This is a genomic window from Polaromonas sp. P3_C2 (genome assembly GCF_056402675.1).
In genome coordinates this window covers 1-817 of record NZ_JBFUGX010001118.1, presented here as the reverse complement: position 1 = coordinate 817, position 817 = coordinate 1, and the positions used below count along the sequence as shown (strand labels likewise).

Genomic DNA, 817 nt, shown 5'->3' with positions numbered 1-817 from the left:
GGCCGATGTCATGCGGATGCCGGACAACAGTTTCGGAACCGTTCCCACACCGGCCATCGTGGCTCCCATTGAATTCAGCATGAAGCTTGACGACTATCGCGCGCTGGGCGGGCACATGGACTATGTGCGTACGCTGGAGGATGTGTTGCGTCGCGGTGCCTGGCACAACGAAGGTGCGCCTGTCGCCCTGGAATGGGCCAGGCTGCCTTCTGCCAATCCTTGGCCTCTGGCGCGTCCCCCCTTGCTGGGCTGAGGCGCTTGCGTATGAACCCTCAACGCATGCAACTTCCCGATGGGCGCTGGCATTTCCAGCACGGGCCGATGGACATCATCATTGGCGCCTATGGAAGGCCGGTTGCGGTTGAGGCTGCTCATGCCAAAGCTTGGGAGCGTTTCAGCGGTATCCTCGGCGAGCTGGTTGAGGAACTTCCCCTCTTGCGGCAGCCCGTACTGGATGAGTGTTATCTGCAGGGGGTCGTTGCCCGGCGCATGTGGAATGCATGCCGCCCCTACCGGCGCGATTTCATCACCCCGATGGCGGCCGTGGCGGGTGCGGTCGCGCAGGAGTTGGTTGCCTGCTACGTCAATAGCGGAGTAGACCGCGCTTGGGTCAACAACGGCGGCGACATTGCCCTGCATTTGGCGCCGGCGCAATCGGTGCGGATCGGCCTGTATGCGGATCTGGCACGCCTTGATGCAAACGAGGTATTGGCCGGTGTTCATACCGACGGGCAATTCGAGGTTTCCAGCGCGCTTCCAGTTCGCGGCGTCGCTACCAGCGGTTGGCGGGGGCGAAGCTTTTCACTGGGTATTGCCG

The 817-nt window shown here is 62.4% G+C and carries 1 protein-coding gene and 1 pseudogene; both read left to right on the top strand.

From position 1 onward, the window contains the following. Positions 1-253, top strand: a pseudogene (locus AC1DWI_RS25025) (6-hydroxynicotinate reductase); the annotation flags it as partial. A gap of 11 nt (positions 254-264) precedes the next feature. Continuing rightward, a partial coding sequence (locus tag AC1DWI_RS25020; RefSeq protein WP_477726162.1) for a UPF0280 family protein occupies positions 265-817 on the top strand: 553 nt, incomplete at its 3' end.